This window comes from Paenibacillus yanchengensis, assembly GCF_042684845.1.
Taxonomy (GTDB): domain Bacteria; phylum Bacillota; class Bacilli; order Paenibacillales; family Paenibacillaceae; genus Pristimantibacillus; species Pristimantibacillus yanchengensis.
The window spans coordinates 279360-294779 of sequence record NZ_JBHUMH010000012.1; the positions used below are offsets into that span (position 1 = coordinate 279360).

General features: G+C 40.9%; 12 protein-coding genes. 1 reads left to right on the plus strand and 11 read right to left on the minus strand.

Annotation, left to right across the window (positions count from 1 at the left end; genetic code table 11):
• Positions 1-62: 62 nt before the first annotated feature.
• The 9 genes from ACFSTH_RS05155 to addB all read right to left on the minus strand — a co-directional run bounded on the left by ACFSTH_RS05155 (position 63) and on the right by addB (position 12333).
• Positions 63-545: a hypothetical protein gene (locus tag ACFSTH_RS05155; RefSeq protein WP_377771966.1), complete on the minus strand. Its 483-nt coding sequence runs from the start codon at positions 543-545 to the stop codon at positions 63-65.
• Between the two features lie 32 nt (positions 546-577).
• Positions 578-1579 carry a flotillin-like protein FloA gene (floA, locus tag ACFSTH_RS05160; protein WP_377771968.1) on the minus strand — a complete coding sequence of 334 codons (1002 nt, stop codon included), beginning with the start codon at positions 1577-1579 and terminating at the stop codon, positions 578-580.
• Positions 1580-1604: 25 nt separating this feature from the next.
• A complete protein-coding gene (locus tag ACFSTH_RS05165) occupies positions 1605-3026 on the minus strand; it encodes an NfeD family protein (RefSeq protein WP_377771970.1) in 1422 nt (473 codons plus the stop codon).
• 176 nt (positions 3027-3202) lie between these two features.
• Positions 3203-3646 carry a GatB/YqeY domain-containing protein gene (locus ACFSTH_RS05170; protein ID WP_377771972.1) on the minus strand — a complete coding sequence of 148 codons (444 nt, stop codon included), beginning with the start codon at positions 3644-3646 and terminating at the stop codon, positions 3203-3205.
• A 14-nt stretch (positions 3647-3660) separates the two neighbouring features.
• Entirely contained in the window at positions 3661-3834 is a 174-nt protein-coding gene (gene rpsU, locus ACFSTH_RS05175; protein ID WP_028597065.1) for a 30S ribosomal protein S21, read from the minus strand.
• 96 nt (positions 3835-3930) lie between these two features.
• Positions 3931-4275: a histidine triad nucleotide-binding protein gene (locus ACFSTH_RS05180; protein ID WP_377772075.1), complete on the minus strand. Its 345-nt coding sequence runs from the start codon at positions 4273-4275 to the stop codon at positions 3931-3933.
• 44 nt (positions 4276-4319) lie between these two features.
• Entirely contained in the window at positions 4320-4925 is a 606-nt protein-coding gene (locus tag ACFSTH_RS05185; protein WP_377771975.1) for a hypothetical protein, read from the minus strand.
• A gap of 51 nt (positions 4926-4976) precedes the next feature.
• Complete coding sequence (gene addA / locus ACFSTH_RS05190; protein WP_377771977.1) at positions 4977-8813, minus strand: helicase-exonuclease AddAB subunit AddA; 3837 nt, start codon at positions 8811-8813, stop codon at positions 4977-4979.
• Between the two features lies 1 nt (position 8814).
• Complete coding sequence (addB, locus tag ACFSTH_RS05195; RefSeq protein WP_377771979.1) at positions 8815-12333, minus strand: helicase-exonuclease AddAB subunit AddB; 3519 nt, start codon at positions 12331-12333, stop codon at positions 8815-8817.
• A 174-nt stretch (positions 12334-12507) separates the two neighbouring features.
• Here addB and ACFSTH_RS05200 point away from each other — a divergent pair, with 174 nt between their 5' ends.
• Entirely contained in the window at positions 12508-13485 is a 978-nt protein-coding gene (locus ACFSTH_RS05200; RefSeq protein ID WP_377771981.1) for a Na/Pi cotransporter family protein, read from the plus strand.
• Positions 13486-13523: 38 nt separating this feature from the next.
• Here ACFSTH_RS05200 and ACFSTH_RS05205 read toward each other — a convergent pair whose 3' ends face one another.
• Together ACFSTH_RS05205 and mtaB are read right to left on the minus strand one after the other, a co-directional pair.
• A complete protein-coding gene (locus ACFSTH_RS05205) occupies positions 13524-13955 on the minus strand; it encodes an NUDIX hydrolase (protein ID WP_377771983.1) in 432 nt (143 codons plus the stop codon).
• A gap of 117 nt (positions 13956-14072) precedes the next feature.
• The gene (gene mtaB / locus ACFSTH_RS05210) at positions 14073-15419 is read right to left on the minus strand and encodes a tRNA (N(6)-L-threonylcarbamoyladenosine(37)-C(2))-methylthiotransferase MtaB (RefSeq protein WP_377771985.1); all 1347 of its coding nucleotides are present in this window, start codon (positions 15417-15419) and stop codon (positions 14073-14075) included.
• Position 15420: the final 1 nt, after the last annotated feature.

The window sequence follows — 15420 nt, forward strand, 5'->3', positions numbered from 1 at the left end:
GAGTAGCCTACTTTTATACAAATAACCTATTTACAATCTATTCCATGGAAGATCGCGGTTCACTATTTACGACGGTTTTGCAATGATCGTGGACGAGCCAATACTTCCGACCAAATAACTGCTTTCCGTAACTGTTGCTTATTTAAAGCGTGCTGCCTAGCATACGGTTGAACAGATACATGTCTCTGTTGTACTTGGTTAGTTGTTCGACGTTGCTTATTCTGTTTTGGAACAGCAACTGGAGCAACGGTTGGATGAGAATATATCATTGGTGCTTGTTCTTCCCCGAACCACGAAGTAGATCCCGATCGTTCCGATGATACAGAACGTTCATCCGATTCAACCATCGCTCTTTGCTCTCTAGGAGCTTCCGAAGCAACAGGCGGATAACTATGCACCGGATCGGCTCCACCGCCAAATTCAGGCATGCTAGGCCGTCGTTTCGAATTATCTTTATTGGACTTCCCAAGTAAAGAAAATAAGAAGAAACCAGCAATGACTACAAAATGAATATTACCCATAATAAACGAGATAATTTCTTCCAATCGATCTCACCTCCAGAAATTATCTGCACAAGTTATTTTCGATCATTATTCGGATCATCAAGCAGATCAGTATCACTTATGGAAGTTCGCATTTTCGTATCTGCTTCAATATTTTTCAAGTTCATATAATCCATAACACCTAATTTTCCTGTCCGAAGTGCTTCTGCCATCGCTAACGGAACTTGTGATTCTGACTCTACAACGCGCGCTTCCATCTCAACAACTTTAGCTTTGTTTTCTTGTTCTTGAGCAACAGCCATTGCACGACGCTCTTCCGCTTTGGCTTGAGCAATTTTCTTATCTGCTTCCGCTTGTTCCGTTTGTAAGTGCGCTCCAATATTTTTACCTACATCTACGTCAGCAACGTCAATCGATAGTATTTCGAACGCTGTACCAGCATCCAAACCTTTGCCAAGTACTGTTCTAGAAATCATATCTGGATTTTCTAATACATCTTTATGAGAAGACGATGAACCAACTGTAGTAACGATCCCTTCCCCAACACGAGCAATAATCGTTTCTTCTCCAGCACCACCGACCAAACGATCGATATTCGCACGAACGGTTACACGTGCTTTAACTTTTACTTCGATACCGTCTTTTGCAACTGCAGCTACTGTTGGCGTCTCGATTACACGAGGGTTAACACTCATCTGTACTGCTTGTAATACATCACGACCAGCAAGGTCAATAGCAGCAGCCCGTTCAAAGATCAACGGAATGTTAGCACGTTGTGCAGCAATTAGCGCATTAACAACTCGATCGACGTTACCACCAGCTAAAAAGTGACTTTCTAACTGATTTATATTTAAACCGAGTCCTGCTTTTGTAGCTTTAATTAACGGATTAACTATTCGACTAGGAACTACTCGTCTTAAACGCATAGCAACTAGCGTAATTATACCTACTCTAACTCCTGATGCTATTGCTGATATCCACAACATAATTGGGAAAAAGCTTAAAAACACCGCTAAAACTATAAACACTAATATGGCAACAATTACTACCATTAATGTCGGATCTAAACCTGGCATAATACAACCTCCGCTACTTCTATTTTTATTTCACTAATTCTCGTACAACGATCCACGTACCTTCTGCTTTAGTAACAATGACTGTTTTGTGATGATCGACAAATTCGCCCGCTGTAACAACGTCAAATCGTTCACCATCAATCTCTATCGTACCAGCCGGTCGTAGTTTTGTTATCGTAATACCTTCTTTGCCTATCAATGAAGTTTTCACTTCTGCTGATAAAAAACCTTCTTCTGTTGTCAATTTTTCACGTAGTATAAATTTATTCCATACTAGTTTTCCTTTATTCGTGCGAGCAACAATTATTACAATAATAATGGCAACTACAAAGGCAATTAACAACGAAATAAATGCTGACATTGGATTTCCAGCGGCAAACACTACTCCCGCGATCACAGACACACCTCCTGTTATACCGAGTATACCAAAACTTGGAATAAATAATTCGGCGACAATGAGGACCAGCCCAAGAACAAACATCACGATCGCTTCCATACCAGCAAAGCCTGCTACATAATGACCAAAGAAATATAGAATAAACGATAATAAACCTATAATGCCTGGCACGCCAAACCCTGGAACAAACAGTTCAATTAATATGCCGGCAATACCAAGAATTAATAATACCGTTTTTACATATGGATCAACAACCCAGCGCGCTACTTTCTCTGCCGGGCTCAGCTTCACTTCTACTACGGCTCGCTTATCAAGCTGTAGCCACTGAATAACTGCTTCGACACTTTCTAACGTTTGATCGGAGTAACCTACTGTCAGCGCTTCTTCATGAGATAATGATAATATTTCCCCTGCTCGCTTTTGTTTTCCAATTTCACTCAACTCCAGCTCGAAACCAGGATCAACCATCCCTACAGCTATAGCAGGATCACGCCCACTATGTTTGGCAGCTTCTATCATCCTCTCTACCCAATAGGATATTACTTTAGATGATTCAATCATCTCTCCGCTTCCATTGACTACAGCAGCTGCACCAATCGTACTACTGCTCTGCATAACGATCTTATCTGCATTCAGTGCAATATATGTACCGGCAGATACCGCTCTTTCTTCTACAAAGGCAGTGATCGGAATCGAACTTTCTCGAAGTAACTTCCCTATTGCTTCCGCACTAGTCACTTCTCCACCATAAGTATTTATTTTCAATATAATATGCGCTGCACTTGCTTCTTCCGCTTCCTTAAAGGCTCGTTTCAAAAAAGCGGTAAGCCCTGACTCGATCGTATGCTCGACAGGAATGACGTATACTGCTGCTCCATAGTCGTCCACCACTTGTTCTGAATTCACTTTGTCTGTAGTAGACTGTTCCGTAGCACGAACCGTTTCACTAGAAAATAACGAAACGATGAGCATGAAAGATAATATCGCTGTTAATATGATTATGATGTTGTTCGAAGCTTTCTTACCATGTAGCATAAATAAATTCCTCATCTATCCCCCTCCTTCCATTCATAGTATCTACAACTTGCTAGTTATAATACGAGGAATGACCTTTATTCGTTTCGGTATTGTGAAAATAAACAGCTTATTTTCATTATAGCAGATTTTTTCATTTCTATACGCAAAAAAACACCCCCTAAGGGGTGTTCTGCAAGTCCGTTGTATCATTATTGCAGATATTGCTGTACGAACTGATTTACTAGTTTGCTCTCGGCGCGACCTTTTGTTTTTGGCAAAAGAGCACCCATCACCTTACCCATATCGGCTTTGGAAGAAGCACCGAGTTCGTGGATGGTCTGCCTTACTATCTCTTGAATCTCTTCTTCAGTAAGCTGCTCGGGTAGATATGCACTAATAATTTCAATTTCTGTGGCAAGATCCGTAACTAGATCGTCTCGGCCGGCTTTTTCAAATTCTTGGAGGGAATCTTTACGTTGTTTGATCTCACGACTAATTACATCCAATACTTCTGATTCTTCCAATGGACGTTTGAAATCAATTTCTAGGTATTTAACAGAAGAGCGAATCATGCGAATAGTTGCTAACTTCAACTTATCCTTATCTCTCATCGCTTGTTTCATATCGTCGTTTAATCGTTCGCTCAGGCTCATATGGAAGGATCCTCCTAAAACTTTCTCTTACGCGCAGCCTCGGACTTTTTCTTGCGCTTTACACTTGGTTTTTCATAATGCTTGCGCTTCTTAACCTCCGCGAGGACACCGTCTTTAGCGATGGTACGTTTAAAGCGGCGGAGCGCAGCATCAATGGTTTCGTTTTTGCGAACTTTAGTTTCAGACACCAGTTTTCCCTCCCTCCGAAACAGACCGTCCAGAGCTATAAACACGGTATATCAACCCTTATTATATGATAAATTAATTCCCAGTGTCAACTAATGTTAGCCCGAAAGTAGTCCTCCGAGTTTTTTTCCTGCCAAAAGGTGTACATGCAAGTGGTAAACGACTTGTCCACCATCATTATTTACGTTATTAATGAGTCGATATCCTGCATCTGCAATACCCAGTTCAGCGGCAATATGTCTAGCTGCAGTAAATAGATCAGCAACAATTGCTCCATCCTGCTCCGTCACATCGTTCATCGTTGCAATATGTTTTTTAGGAATAATAAGAATATGTACTGGCGCAGCAGGTTGAATATCACGAAATGCTAGTACAGTATCTGTTTCATATACTTTATCGGATGGAATACTACCATTAATTATTTTACAAAAAAGACAATCCATTCTATTTTCACTCACCCTTCATCTACATTTTCTAATCTTTATTTTTATTTATCTCCCGCAACAGCAGCATCAATATTCGCTGCTATCGGCAGCCACTCTTGTCCATTAGCTAGTCGAATCAATGATGTATAGTAACCAGCATATTGAAACGGGAAATCCGTCCACTGCTCATTAATTTGTTGTAATGTCTGCTTTAGCTGTGCTAGCTTCGCTTGCTCCTCATCTGCCAGGCTCCCTTTTCCTTCACCAATAGTTGTGAGTAGTTCCATACTATTTTTCTGAAACTCTGCCATATTATTAGTAGCATTGGTGACCCGCATCTCTTCCAGTGGTGTTTCTTCAGCAAATTGCTGTAGACGTAGCAGTGCATCATGAGATGCCATATAAACAGCCGCCGCATGGGCTGTCGCTCGTTTACCAGCTGTCTCACTCGTAGATTCATCCTGTATCACATCGATAAATTGTAGTAACTGTTCAACAAGATTTTTGCTCATTTCAGCAGTTTGGATAATCTCTCCACCTGTCTGCTCTAACTGATCCCGTCCGTGTTGAATGTTTTTCGTATACAATAACACATTCATCGTAAAACTAACTGCTAATAATACAATCAAGACGGGAATAGCAATCGGTTTCCGTTTATTTGTCTCCATTTCCATCCCCCCATTCACTTTAAATATTGCGTAGCATTACAACAACTCGTCTTATTTTAACCTTATACTATGCGCTCCGTCAAAAAAGAAAAGATGCATTTCTGCAAGTGGTTGTCCCATAATCGCTGCAATAGCTTCGGCATACAACTCCATCTGAAAGCGATGGCGTTCTACCACATCTTCCAATTGATTATTTGCGATCCGATCCGTCTTGAAATCTATGAGTACAATGCGACCATCATCTTCAAAGAGACAGTCAATAATACCTTGAACTAATACCCGCTCTTCGCGATCATCTGCATAAGGAACTTTGGGATAAGCTCGGTTCGCTGGTAGCATATAGCTAAAAGGTACTTCTCTCTGTAACCAGTTCGCTCTTTTTAATCGTTGCCCCAAGTCGCTATTAATAAATTGAGCAATCGTCGCTAGTGCGATATGACTGGCATGTTTTGCCGTTAATAATCTATTCGTTATCATATATTGTAACTGCTGCTCTAATCGTGTTGGGTCATCCCCTTGTGTAAAATCAACGTGCTGCATAAAGGTATGATAGGCAGTTCCAATTTCTGCTGGTGACAGCTTCTGTTCAGCCATAAACGCTGGTCGGCGCAAAACAAGCGTATTTTCCAGCGCAGCTTTTGTCCGTTCTCCATTCCCCATCCATTGCTCGTAACTTAATGTATCGGTTAGTTCCGGTTCACCTGCACGTTTCAACTCTGTCACGGAAGCTTTAGCCGCAATTTTCGTCCTCTCCACATGAGGATACTGCCATTCCAATCGCTGAGCTAGCAACTGTCCTTCTCCATGATCCGCCATATTAATAGGTATTTGCTCCGTTAACATAAATAACCTATCTTGCTTTTCTGTTGTTTCGACTCCTGTTTTGCTATTTTCATCATGTTCTCCGGTAAATTGGAGTGCTGATATGACCTGACAACGCCAGCCATAGACGAGTGCTTTCCCGGCCGTTCCCTCTACTGACCACTCCGCTTGTTCGGGTGCCTCCGTTCGTTCATCTTCTAGCGGAAACAAAGCAGCAGTAAGCGGACCAAGCCAATCCATATAATGTTGCGCAGCAGCGATTGAAAAATTAGACAACTCTTTTTTGGTCGTTATTTTCTCCTGCCACTGTTGTAATTTCTTCTCTACACCCGACACAGTAGCAACTAAAAACAACTTTTCTTTTGGTCTAGTTAGTGCAACGTACAAAATTCTCAATTCTTCTGCCAATGCTTCTTTTTGTTGGATCGCTTTAATCGACATATACGGTAAAGATGGATAACTGACAGCGAGTTCCATATCAACTACTTTAGGGCCGAGACCTTGTCGTTTATGCAATAAAAATGGGCTGCGAATATCTTGTTGGTTAAACATTTTATTTAGACCCGCTACAAAAACAACTGGAAATTCCAACCCTTTACTTTTATGAATCGACATTATTTTTACAACATTTTCACTTTCTCCTTGCGCACTGGCTACTCCTAAATCAGAACCCGTTGCTTGCATCTTATCAATAAACCGTAAAAACGAATATAATCCTTGAACTGCTGTCGCTTCATATTGCCTCGCACGATCATATAACAATTTTAAGTTAGCTTGCCGCTGCACTCCTCCTATTAGTCCACCAACAAAATCATAATAACCAGTCTGCTCAAAGATCGACCATAGCAATTTGGATAGCGATCCATCACGTGCAGCTATTCGCCATTGATCTAATTGATCTAAAAAACGAGTGATTTTAAGTCGCAGCGATTCTTCTACTAGCATATCTCCTGCCGCATGTAACAAGGCATCATAGTAAGGTACTTGCTTAACCGATATACGAATTTGCGCTAATTGTTCGGCATGAAATGAAAAGATTGGTGATCTTAATACAGCAGCGAGCGGAATATCTTGATACGGGTTATCGATAATTCGCAACAGCGACATTATCGTCTCTACTTCTACTGCTGAAAAATAACCGCTATTAAGTTCTGCATAAGCTGGAATACCTGCATTTTGTAATTCTTCCATCATAAGCGGCGCCCAATTCGCTGTGGCACGTAGCAAAATAACACAATCTCGCCATTCCAAAGGACGATGTTCCTGCCTTCTGGCATCGTAGACTAGAAACCGATTCTCCATCAGTTCTTTCATTTGTTTGGCAATATAACAGGCTTCTATTTGCGCGGTTTGCATTTCAGCTTGTGCAGCACTACTAGTCTCTCCATGCTCACCATCATTTTGCTCGCTTTCCCCAGCTTGCGCTGACGGCTGATTATTTTCCTTTTGGAGTATAACAAGTTCAATTCCATAATTATTTTGCATTTCTGGATAACTAGCACCATAAATAAGTTCCGCTTCCTGTGAATAATCCATTTCAGCTACTCGCTCTTTCATTAATGCCCGAAACACTTGATTAACACCATTGACTACTTGCTTTCTACTTCGAAAATTACGTGCTAAATCAATTCTTATGCCAGGCAAACCATCACTCACTTCATTTACGGGCTCATATGTTTTGTATTTATGTAAAAATAAATTGGGCTCCGCTAATCGAAAACGATAAATGCTTTGTTTGACATCGCCAACCATAAACCGATTACCAGGTGCTACAGTAGCAATCAAATCAATGATCGATTCTTGCACGAGATTAATATCTTGGTATTCATCCAATAATATTTCTACGAACTGGGCTTGATATTCAAGTGCTGCTGTCGAAGGTAGCGACTTAGATGCAGTCGATGCCGGATCACGTAGTATTCGCAAACAATAATGTTCCAAATCTACAAAGTCAACTAACCCTCGTTGGCGTTTCGCTAATTCATAGTTTTCAGTAAAAGCAATAACTACAGCCGATAGTTGCTCCATTAATGGAGCTAAACTTTGAATTTCCGCATACATCTGCTCCAACGGGCGATTAAACCACTCATCTTTTATAGCAAGTACTTGCTTTTTGGCACTTTCCCGTAATTCTTTAATTCGCTCCTGTTGCTGCTTATCTATATTTTTATCCCGGACTGGTTTTAAACGATCAAACACAAGCTGATCAAAGTGTGACGACATTTTTAGCCAACTTTGCTCTTGTAGTAACTGATGTATATGATTAATCTGCGCCCATTCAGCCGTTAACGTTTCTAAGTAAACTTCAGCTCCTACCGTATCGTTAGTTAAACTAATCGCTTGCTGCAATAGTCCTATCGCACCTTCTAGTTGCAGTTGAATAGCCGCTTGTAGCTCAATTGCCCACATCGATTGTTCTAGCTGTTGCTCATCGTGAAGCTGATATGCTGCCGCCGCTTCTCGCAACCACTCTACTGGCCAAGGATGACTATGTGCAAAGTTATATAGTCGCAAAATTAACTGCGATAATAAATCGTCGCTTTTCTCCCCGCCAAAATAATCAACCAACTGGAGAAACAAAGGAGCCGATTCATCATTGTCATAATAATATTCTAACAACAACTCTAACACTTCTAAGCGAAGCAGCTCACTCTCCGCTTCGTTAGCAATTCTAAACCCGGGGTCTAGATCTATCAGCGGGTAATAACGACGAATAACATCCAAACAAAAGGAATGCAATGTTGTGATCGATGCCCGATTAATAAGGACTAGTTGTTTTTGCAAATGTTGTGAGCTCGGATGAGCTGCCAGTTGATCTTCAAGCGCAATAGTAATTCTTTCCTTCATCTCGGCAGCAGCTGCTTTCGTAAACGTCGCCACTAATAGCCGATCTACATCTATATCGGATGTAATTTTACGAATAATACGTTCGACCAATACAGCTGTTTTACCCGATCCTGCCGCTGCTGCCACCAATATATTCGTTCCGCTCGCTTCAATTGCCGTCCATTGATCTTGCGTCCATTTTGAATGTTCTGGTGGAGCACCGATTTGTCGTACGTTCATGCTATAGCTCCTCCTTCCATACTTCCCACAATAGCTGATCTGCCTGCTTTTCCAAACGTCTATATGAATTGCCAGCAATAAGTGGATCGAATTGGCAAACTGGACGATAACTACAATATTCACAGGCCGTTTTCAAGCCACTACGATAAGGCTGTATATCTATTTCTCCCTGTTGAATGGCATCACCAATTTGAATAATATGCTGTCGCACTTTTTTCGATAGTAGCTGCCATTGTTCTTTCGATGCCACCGACGAATTGCTATAAAATGTTTCATCTTTCTTTATCGCAACTGGAAGTAAATCAGAATATCCCGACTCCAATTCATTATCCATCATCTTCACAATATCTACATCAGCGCTGACTAGACCGCGGGTTTTGTATCGTTTCAATCGTTGATTTTGCACCACATTAGGAGTTGGTTTGCCAGATAGAGATAAGACTGGATGATGTACATGAAAGTACAAAACACCAGCAGGATGTACCTGTTTGCCAAGCCACTGTTGCCCATGCTCAATTAAAACGTCCAAATAAGTCAGCAATTGCAGTGATAAGCCGAAAGCTACATCATTCAGCTGTAATTCGGTCGCACTGGATTTGTAGTCAATAATTCGTAGCACGATGCCATCCTCTGTTTCTGCTCCATCGACCCGATCGATCCGTCCAACGATACTAATTTTTTTACCTGTTGATAATGTAAGCTCTAGTGCAGGCAATTGTCCATCCGATCCGAAATCTAATTCCGTAGCAATCGGTTTGAATATAGAACGCCGAGAATGTTCTCCTAATATTGTCGCCGTTTCTACAATTATTTTTTTTAGTTTTTTTGTTATATAACGATACCGACTACTACTCTGTAAAATTTGGGACTGCATAAAACCAGCCGCTTGATCTACAATTTCCTCCACCGCTTGTTCCAATTGTTGCTTGCTAGCATTTCCTAATTCATCCCCAAACGCATCAACTAGTTTACTTAACGAATCATGAAACAATTGACCAATATCCGGCGCAGCTAATTTAAACTGTTCGCGTTCTTTTAATTTTAATCCGTGAATAGCAAAATGTTGGAACGGACAGGTAACGAATCGCTCCATTCTCGATACACTAGTCCGCAAATGCTCTCCGTATAGCTTCTCAGCCGTAGAAATAGCTATCGCTTGCTCCTCATTTCGATAAGTTAGTGAACGAAGCAGCAATGATAACCGGTCATTCCATTCGGGCCTTACAACATACCAATTGTATAAATGCCACCAAATATCATCGATGTCATTTCCTTGTAACCACTGTTGTAGCATCGAGATTAAATAAGTCATCGCAGCTTGTGGATGTGCAATATAGTTTTTTTGTTCTGCTAGAGATGGTGCAGCACCAGGATCAGCAGCAATATAATTCGTCGGCAATTGTGGAAACAATTTGCGAATTTGTCTAATAATTTCCGAAGGTAATAATCCTTTTCCATCATCATCTGCCATTGTCCAACTTAAATAAACGAAACTACTTGCGGAAGTAAGTGCCGTATAGATGACAAATCGCTCATCCAGCATCCGTCTAAGTGCCCCAGGGGCTAGTACGATACCACCAGCAGCAAGCTGCTCACGTTCTACTTCAGACAACACGCCATCTTCCGTTTGCCGCATCGGCATGACACCATCATTTGCCCCAAGTATATAAATAGCGTGAAGTTCTGATGACCTTGTCCGCTCCATACTTCCTATTAGCACTTGATCCAATTGCGGCGGTACAGAAGCTAACTGCAAACTATCAAGCCCGACTTCGATCATCCCAAGTAACAGTTCCGCATCTACTTGCTCGTCACCTGACAATACTACCAGTTGATCTAATAAATCGATAATATTATTCCATAGTTGTCCATGACTGCGTGCAGTTCTTACATTACCACGTAACATTTCTTCATCTTCCATTTGTTGCAATTGATCGGCAATACCGCAATCATCTAATAGTTGATAAATGGCGACACACATTTCCTTTATTGTTTTCGCTCGTTCCAATCGCTCTCCGAAAGGTACCAAACGATCCAGTACGGATTGTCTAGCAGCCATAATCATTTGGAATCGATCCAACTGTTCGCTTTGTTCCCGATAGATCGGATGCTCTATCTCCGTTATTTGAGTAGCTGCTGCTCGTCGCCACATCGCATCACTGTTCCATTTCCAACCATTAATTCCAGTAGCCAAAACATAATTTTCCAACAAATCATACCAAATACGTGGTAATCTTTCTTCTGTTCTAAATAATAAATCTGTCTTAATACAGCGAAATAAAGCCTCATGCTGCCAGCCGTATACTACCACTTCAAGGGCAGATTTTATAAATGTAATAACAGGGTGAAAAATCGCTTTTTCTTTTTGGTCGACAAAATAAGGAATATTATGTTGTGTAAATATTTGTTCTATATGATCCAAATAAACAGCACTATTGCGTAGCATAACCGCACAATTGTTCCAAGCCACGTTATTTTGTTGCACATATTGCGTCATATGTCGTGCTACCGCTTCTACTTCCGCTCGCCGATTAACAGCTACTGACAGTGATATCGCCGTTTGGTCATTTTTCCCATCATAAACTACTGGCGGACTAATACGTCCAAAATACTGCTCCAAATGAGTAAGCGCTGGACTATACTGCATCCGAATAGATGTTTTCTCTACGTCATGCAGGTAGACCGTTGGCAATATTTCAATATTTAATTGTCTTGCTAACTTCATAATTTGCAAATAAGTTTGTGCTGTCGGATAGAACAAATTTAGTTCGTGTACTTGCTCATCCTCGTCATACACTTGATCCAATGTCAAAGCAATCGTCACCGTAGAAGCCGTCCCCATAATAGCTCCTAATGCATCGTACTCAGCAGGAGTAAAACCATGAAAACCATCGACCCAAACTTCAGCATCGTTCAAAAAAGTCGTTTGCTCCAATTGCGTAGTTAATTTCATCAAATAGTCTTCAGCATCCAAAAATTGCTCCGCTAACAGTAATTCCATTTGTTCATAAATCAATGCTAGATCATGTAGCTTATGCTGCAATAACCACGTCGACTCTTCTTCGTGCTGACCCTCTGTTGACGATGGAATAAAATTCCGGACTACCGTTTCATCGATACCGTATCTTTTCCATTCTGTTAACAATTCAACTACACGTTCCATGAACCCAGGCTGCTGGCGTGCATGGCTAAATAAGCGTAGCTCATCCATCTGCTGCTGCATAATTTTGAACAGTAACATTGATTTCCCCGTATCGTTAATCGGCGTTAAAGCAATATCGCCAACCTCTTGCATAATTCGAAAAGCTAATCGCCGAAAACTAAGTGCTTGCGCACGAATCATACCAGGTAAGTTACTATAGTTTAACAATCGTTGTTCCGTTTGAAATGTGGCTTGTTCAGGAACCAGTGCAATTAACGGTGCACCAAGCGGTGATAATTGCAATTTTTTGCTCATTTGATCCAAACAGTATGTCGTTTTCCCCGAACCGGAGCGACCGATAACAAATTGAATGGCCATCTTATACTTCTCCCTTCTCCATTCCACATGCTGGTTGGTTTGTTTATATTTTTTTGAAGCTTGTCATGCTTGTCTCGTTATTAGCATAAATATAAATGACAATTCAAAAATTTAGTTGCTCTATAAGTAGTATATCAAATTATGAACAATATCAAATCCGGGAGAAGATAAATAATGTGGCAAACAATCATTATTCCGATGTTACTAGGCTTCGCAGTATTTATGAGTGGTATGAAATTAATGGAACTAGCACTGCATCGTATGGCTGGCGCTTATTTAGAAACTTTTTTACAACGTTTCACCCGAACACCGCTACACGGATTATTCGTTGGCACCGTTTCTACAGCGCTATTACAAAGTAGTACAGCTGTATCTGTTATTTCTATCGGTATGGTTAATTCCGGTTTACTTACGTTTACGAGAACGATTGGTATTATTTTGGGTACTAATATCGGTTCAGTCGTCACAACAGAGCTTATCGGTCTGAACATCAATCGATTGGCGATACCTTTCATTGCTTTTGCATTCGCTGCTTGGTTATTGACTGCTTTGTTAGGAGAAATGGGACTAATCCCATCGTATAACAACAAAAGCTGGCTACAGCATATACGCTCTGCCTCGGTTGCTATTGGTGGATTCGGATTGTTATTAGCCGGCTTAACGATGATGCAGAGTACAGGCGGTGCTGTCTCTGATAGTGGTGTATTTCATTGGTTGCTAGCTCAGTCGGAAACGAGTCTTTGGTGGGGATTATTAGCGGGGACAATAATGACTGCACTCGTCCATAGTAGTGCAGCAGTAATCGGTATCGTGATGGGATTTACTATGATGGGAACGATGCCCGTCGAACTTGGCATTGCTATCGTATTAGGAGCAAATATTGGCACTTGTGCTACAGCACTGCTCGCATCTATAGGCGGTACAAAAGCTGGATACTATGTCGCGCTATCACATGTCATACTCAATGTCGGGGGCGCATTGTTATTTATGCCATTCATTGATCTATTAATTCAAACGTCCGATTGGTTATCTCACACTCCATCATCACATATCGCTCGAGCACAAACTATATTTAACATTTTAAGCTCGCTCATCGCTTTGCCACTTTGCTATACGAAGTGGTTGCAAAAAATAGATCCTGCTTATTCCTAAATGCTATATAAACAGAAAAGTTGCTGTGCAATCAATCATTATTGCACAGCAATATGTAACAATTTTAAAGCACCGCTCAATATTCGATCATTGTTTTCATATCCTAGTTGTTTTTGCATACGCCACGCTTCTTGCGGCTCAAACCATTCGACTCCTCGAATTTCTTCCATTTGTGGTTGCAATTGACCACCGATAGCTTTCACTAAATAATAATGTACTTCTTTATTCACTTTTCCAAATTTAGGATGGTCGTATTGATATTTAATTTGATCGATCGGCATGATAATTTCACCAACTAAGCCGGTTTCTTCTGCGATTTCACGTAGTGCAGTTTGTTCCACTGTTTCACCAGCTTCCATCTTACCTTTGGGGAGCGAAACTTTGCCATAACGGTCCTGTATAAGCTGAATTTGTAATTCTCCTTCGTCCGTATGACGAAACACTACTCCACCGGCTGAAATCTGTTTCAAGTTTCTTTCCCCCTTTCATGTCCACACCAATTATTGTTACTTAACAAAGCGTAATCTATACAACAAAGGATTCCAATCGCTTCGCCATCATAGACAAAGAATTGGAATCCTCACCTTTTACATTGCTTGCGAACTATCGTTACGTGATTCCAACACTCGTACTAGTTGCCCTTTACTTTCGGTAGCTCCCGCTTCTAGCAATTTCACTCGGCAAATCTGTCCAATTAATGACTCATCACCTTCAAAAACGAGTTGAATATAGTTGTCGGAGTAACCCATCACTTGCCCTGTACCAGGTGCTCCTTTATAATCACGTTCTGGAATAACATCTAGCACTTCACCAACAAATTGTTGAGCGTAAGCAAGCTGCATCTTCTCAGAAAGAGCAATCAGTTTTTTTACACGTTCATTTTTCACATCTTCATCTACTTGATCAGTCATACGTGCTGCTGGTGTACCCGTTCTTCTCGAATAGGGAAAGACGTGCATTTCAGAAAAGCCAATTTCCTCCATAAATTTATAGCCATTTTCAAACATTTCATCTGTTTCGCCAGGGAAACCAACAATAACATCCGTCGTAATAGCAACACCAGGCATTGCTTCCTTCAAACGTTTTACTTTTAAAGCAAACTCTTCTACAGTATATTTACGGCGCATGCGCTTTAATACAGCATTATCTCCTGCTTGCAACGGAATGTGAAGATGACGGCACATTTTTGCAGAACGATTAAGTACTTCGATCATGTCATCATCAATTTGACTTGCTTCAATCGAGCTGATTCGAATCCGTTCCAAACCTTCCACTTTATCCAAATCCCATAGTAAACTCGTTAAGTTATAGTTTTCCATATCATCACCATAACCACCAGTATGAATACCAGTTAAAACGATCTCTTTGTAGCCAGCCTCTACCAAATGATGTGCTTGCTGCAATACGCTTTCGGATTCACGACTACGTGATAATCCTCGCGACCAAGGGATAATACAAAACGTACAAAAATTGTTACAGCCTTCTTGAATTTTCAAAAAAGCTCTCGTTCGATCTGAAAAATCAGGTACGTCTAATTCTTCAAACTGGCGAGTTTTCATAATATTACGGACAGCATTGACCGGCTGGCGTTCCTGCTGCACTTGCGAAACAAAGCTCATAATTTTGTCTCGATCTTGTGTTCCAATAACTAAATCGACACCTTCAATTTCCATAATTTCCGCTGGTGACGTTTGTGCATAGCATCCCGTAACAGCAATGATTGCTTCGGGATTTTTACGTACTGCTCTACGAATGACTTGTCTACTTTTTTTATCGCCTGTATTCGTTACTGTACACGTGTTAATTAAATAAACATCAGCTGTCTCTTCGAAATCAACCTGTTCATAACCTTCTTGTTTAAACAATTGCCAGATCGCTTCGGTGTCGTAAAAATTGACTTTACAGCCCAATGTATAAAATGCAACTGTTGACATA

What these genes read in the sequence shown, in the direction of transcription:
- floA (WP_377771968.1), bottom strand. Translation starts at nt 1,579, where the DNA reads ATGCCAGGTTTAGATCCGACATTAATGGTAGTAATTGTTGCCATATTA.
- ACFSTH_RS05165 (WP_377771970.1), bottom strand. Translation starts at nt 3,026, where the DNA reads ATGAGGAATTTATTTATGCTACATGGTAAGAAAGCTTCGAACAACATC.
- ACFSTH_RS05170 (WP_377771972.1), bottom strand. Translation starts at nt 3,646, where the DNA reads ATGAGCCTGAGCGAACGATTAAACGACGATATGAAACAAGCGATGAGA.
- ACFSTH_RS05180 (WP_377772075.1), bottom strand. Translation starts at nt 4,275, where the DNA reads ATGGATTGTCTTTTTTGTAAAATAATTAATGGTAGTATTCCATCCGAT.
- ACFSTH_RS05185 (WP_377771975.1), bottom strand. Translation starts at nt 4,925, where the DNA reads ATGGAGACAAATAAACGGAAACCGATTGCTATTCCCGTCTTGATTGTA.
- addA (WP_377771977.1), bottom strand. Translation starts at nt 8,813, where the DNA reads ATGAACGTACGACAAATCGGTGCTCCACCAGAACATTCAAAATGGACG.
- addB (WP_377771979.1), bottom strand. Translation starts at nt 12,333, where the DNA reads ATGGCCATTCAATTTGTTATCGGTCGCTCCGGTTCGGGGAAAACGACA.
- ACFSTH_RS05200 (WP_377771981.1), top strand. Translation starts at nt 12,508, where the DNA reads ATGTGGCAAACAATCATTATTCCGATGTTACTAGGCTTCGCAGTATTT.
- mtaB (WP_377771985.1), bottom strand. Translation starts at nt 15,419, where the DNA reads ATGTCAACAGTTGCATTTTATACATTGGGCTGTAAAGTCAATTTTTAC.